At 74.0% G+C, this 3,670-nt stretch carries 4 protein-coding genes and 1 pseudogene; 4 read left to right on the forward strand and 1 reads right to left on the reverse strand.

The window, feature by feature from the left end; all coding sequences use genetic code 11:
• From VR44_RS37480 to VR44_RS37495, 4 genes and pseudogenes are all read left to right on the forward strand, one after another.
• Nucleotides 1–259: pseudogene (locus VR44_RS37480) on the forward strand (hypothetical protein); the annotation flags it as partial.
• The gene (locus VR44_RS37485) at nucleotides 256–537 is read left to right on the forward strand and encodes a hypothetical protein (RefSeq protein WP_045952141.1); all 282 of its coding nucleotides are present in this window, start codon (nucleotides 256–258) and stop codon (nucleotides 535–537) included. The pseudogene VR44_RS37480 and the gene VR44_RS37485, both read left to right, overlap by 4 nt.
• A gap of 119 nt (nucleotides 538–656) precedes the next feature.
• Nucleotides 657–1,067 (forward strand): rodlin, encoded by a 411-nt coding sequence (locus VR44_RS37490; RefSeq protein ID WP_045952142.1) that lies wholly within the window; start codon nucleotides 657–659, stop codon nucleotides 1,065–1,067.
• 175 nt (nucleotides 1,068–1,242) lie between these two features.
• Nucleotides 1,243–2,166 carry a glycoside hydrolase family 19 protein gene (locus VR44_RS37495; RefSeq protein WP_045952143.1) on the forward strand — a complete coding sequence of 308 codons (924 nt, stop codon included), beginning with the start codon at nucleotides 1,243–1,245 and terminating at the stop codon, nucleotides 2,164–2,166.
• Between the two features lie 5 nt (nucleotides 2,167–2,171).
• On the opposite strand, the gene VR44_RS37500 is transcribed toward VR44_RS37495, so the two are convergent.
• On the reverse strand, nucleotides 2,172–3,670 hold a 1,499-nt coding region (locus tag VR44_RS37500), incomplete at its 5' end, for a helix-turn-helix domain-containing protein (protein WP_045952144.1).

The raw sequence follows: 3,670 nt of genomic DNA on the forward strand, positions 1-3,670 counted from the left end.
CTCCGGCGCCGCCGCGTGGGACGCGGCCAAACGCAAGGCCTTCGCCAACGACCTGACGCGTCCCCAGCTGCTGGCGGTCTCGGCCGCCTCCAACCGTTCCAAGGGCGACCAGAGCCCCGATCTGTGGCAGCCGTCCGACAAGTCGAGCTGGTGCCAGTACGGGCGCGCCTGGACCACCGTCAAGTCCCATTACGGGCTGACCGTCACCGATGCCGAGAGGGCCATGCTCACCACCATGATCGACACCTGCGCCGCATGACCGGCCCCCGTCAGTACCAGTGGCAGGACGAGGTCCTCGCCGGCCCCGGTGGGGCCATGACGGACGAGGTCGGGGTCATCACCGGCCCGCTGACGCTGCGCACCACCGGCGGGCCGGACGGCACCGTCCGCTTCGAGGTGCAGTACACCGACGCGGACGAGTGGTACACCCTCACCGGCAGTCCCGCGGCGCACGGCGACCCGCACGCGCTCCACACCGCGGCGCTTCGCGCGATCCGCGCGGGAGGCGGGGCCGAGGCACCGGTACCACCCGTCTGAGCAGCCGTTCCGCGCGGATTGTTGGGCCGCTCGGGTGACGGGCGATAACCCCTGGGGCCGCGGGCAGTTGATCCAAGCGTCCCGCCGGGGACAGCTCATGCGACAGAAGGATCTCCACGATGCTCAAAAAGTTCATGGCCACCGCCGCGGTCACCGCCTCCATCCTGGGCACGGGCGCCCTCGCGGCCACCCCGGCGATGGCGATCGGCAACGACAACGGCGTCAACACCGTCAACGGCAACGGTTCGCAGCAGATCTACGGCAACGCGGAGACCGCGGGCGCCATGAGCCCCCAGCTCGACCTGGTCCAGGGCTCGCTGAACAAGCTCTGCATCGGCCTCCCGGCCAAGGTGAACGTCCAGTCCGTGCTGTCCGCCGTCAACATCGGCGTCCAGGACATCCCGATCGCCTCCAACCCGCAGAACCAGCAGTGCGCCGAGAACTCCACCCAGGCCAAGGGTGACGAGACCCTCTCGCACATCCTCTCCAACATCCCGGTCCTGTCCGGGAACCTGTCGGCCGGCAGCTGACCCGACGGCCCCGGAGCGGCGTGGCGACGCGGTCGCCACGCCGCTCCGGCGTTTCCCCGTACGGAACTTCGAAGTTCGGTCCAGTCCTTGACAGGTCCAGACCATTTCGGTTCAGTGGCGGTACCCGTCGCCCCCCACCCCGCGCGACGACTCCCCCCACCGAAGGAGCAGTTCCGTGATACGTGCGCTTCGCCGCCGCGCCCTCTCCCTCGCCACGGCCGCCGCCGCGGCCCTCGGGCTCGCCGCCGCCCTGCCCGCACCGCCCGCCGCGGCGGCACCCGCCTGCGCCGGCGCCTGGAGCTCCTCCGCCGTCTACACGAGCGGCACGAGCGCCTCGTACGGCGGCCACAACTGGCAGGCCAAGTGGTGGACCCAGGGCGAGACCCCGGGCACCACCGGCCAGTGGGGCGTCTGGTCGGACCAGGGCGCCTGCGGCGGCGGGAGCGGCCAGGAACCCGACCCCGGCACCGGCGACCCGTCCGGGTTCGTGGTCAGCGAGGCCCAGTTCAACCGGATGTTTCCGAACCGGAACCCCTTCTACACCTACGACGGCCTGGTGGCGGCGCTCTCCGCCTACCCCGGCTTCGCCAAGACCGGGGACGACACGGTCAAGCGGCGCGAGGCGGCGGCCTTCCTGGCGAACGTCTCCCACGAGACGGGCGGGCTCGTGTACATCGTCGAGCAGAACACCGCCAACTACCCGCACTACTGCGACGCCTCACAGCCCTACGGCTGTCCCGCCGGGCAGGCCGCCTACTACGGCCGCGGCCCCATCCAGCTCAGCTGGAACTTCAACTACAAGGCGGCCGGCGACGCCCTGGGCATCAACCTGCTCGCCAACCCCTACCTGGTGGAGCGGGACCCGGCCGTCGCGATGAAGACGGCGCTCTGGTACTGGAACACCCAGAACGGCCCGGGCACCATGACGGCGCACGCGGCGATGGTCGACGGGGCGGGGTTCGGCGAGACCATCCGCTCCATCAACGGGGCCCTGGAGTGCAACGGCGGCAACCCGGCGCAGGTGCAGAGCCGGGTGGACAAGTACCAGGCCTTCACCCAGCTGCTCGGCGTCACCCCGGGGGCCAACCTGGGCTGCTGACGCGCTCAGTGTCCGCGTAGCGCGGTGGCCAGCTGGGCCCGGGACCGGACGTCCAGCTTCTGGTAGATCCGGGTGAGCCGGGCCTCGACGGTCTTCACGCTGAGGAACAGCTTCGCCGCCGCCTCCTGGTTGCTGGCGCCCCCGCCGACCAGCAGGGCGAGGCGTGCCTCGGCGTCGGTGAGCGCCGCCGCCCCCGGGTGCGGGACACCGGTCTCGGGGGCGTTCTCCCGGGCCAGGCACAGCCAGGGTTCGGCCCCGGCCCGTTCGAACAGCTCGGCGGCGTCCCGCAGCGCGGCCCGGGCCGGCGCGCGGCGGCGGCGCCGGCGTTCCACCCGGGCCAGCGCCAGCAGCGTACGGCCGTGTTCGAGGGGCAGGCCGAGGGCGTCGAAGCGCTGGGCGGTGGCCCGGAGCAGGGCGACGGCGGATTCCGGTTCGCCCTGCGCCGACAGCGCGAGCCCCCGGGCCCGGTCCAGGGCGGCGAGCACGGACGTCCGTTCCAGGGAGCGGGCGACGGGGGTGACCGCGTCGAGGAGGGCGACGGCCCCGGCGGGGTCGTCGGCGGCTACGAGGGCCTCGGCGAGCTCCCCGTGCCAGCGCAGGATGGAGGGATCCACCACCTGCTGGGCCTCCTCCAGTTCGGCGACCCGGCGCAGGGTGGCCACCGCCCTGGCGGCCTCGCCGGTGGCCAGTTCGACGGTGCCGAGGGCGTACAGGCCGCGGGAGAGGAAGACCTGGTCGTGCTCCTCCTCGGAGGCGCGGATGCCCCGGCGGGCGTAGGCGGCGGCCCGGGCGAAGCTGCCGCCGGCCGCCTCCGCGGTGGCGGCGACGTACCAGGCGGGGCCCGGGGAGAGGCCCGCCTCGATGGTCAGCTCCAGGGCGCGGCGGGCGTGCGCGGCGCCCAGGGCGCAGGCCCCGCGCCGCAGTTCGACCTCGGTGAGGCTGCGCAGCACCTCGAAGACGTCCTCGGCGGAACCGGTGCGCTGGACGGCGGGGAGCAGGACGAGGAGCCGGCTGCGGGCGTCGGCGAGCCGGTCGTCGAAGAGGGCGTGGCGGACGGCGAGGTACTGGGGGGCGTTGCGCATGCCGAGGGGGACCTCGGGGGCGGGCAGGGCGAGGGCCTCGGCCAGGATGTCCTCGGCGTCGGGGTCGGCGAGGATGCGGCCCATGCGGGCCCGGACGGTCAGCGCCATGGCTTCGGCGACCTGGTCTCCCCCTGCCTTGGCGAGGGCTCCGGCCTCGGCCGCGGCGTCGCGGGAGCGTACGGGGTCCCCGTCGCTGAGGTTGTGCTTCCAGGCGATCCGCAGCTGGACGGCGGCCAGGAGGGAGGGGTCGTCGGCGGCGTCGGCCTCGGCGCAGGCGAAGGCGAAGGTCTCGTCGAGGGCGGCCAGGGCCTGCCCGGCGGCGTCGATCACGGCGAGCCGGGCCCGTACCCGCTGGGCGGGCGAGGCGTCGCGGGCGAGGACGGCGCGGGTGGCGCGGCGGGCGAGGTCGGCGCGGCCGGCCC

It is taken from the genome of Streptomyces katrae (genome assembly GCF_000966975.1).
Taxonomy (GTDB): Bacteria; Actinomycetota; Actinomycetes; order Streptomycetales; family Streptomycetaceae; genus Streptomyces; species Streptomyces katrae.

Coding starts and splice junctions, on each gene's coding strand:
- VR44_RS37485 (WP_045952141.1), top strand. CDS start 256: ATGACCGGCCCCCGTCAGTACCAGTGGCAGGACGAGGTCCTCGCCGGC.
- VR44_RS37490 (WP_045952142.1), top strand. CDS start 657: ATGCTCAAAAAGTTCATGGCCACCGCCGCGGTCACCGCCTCCATCCTG.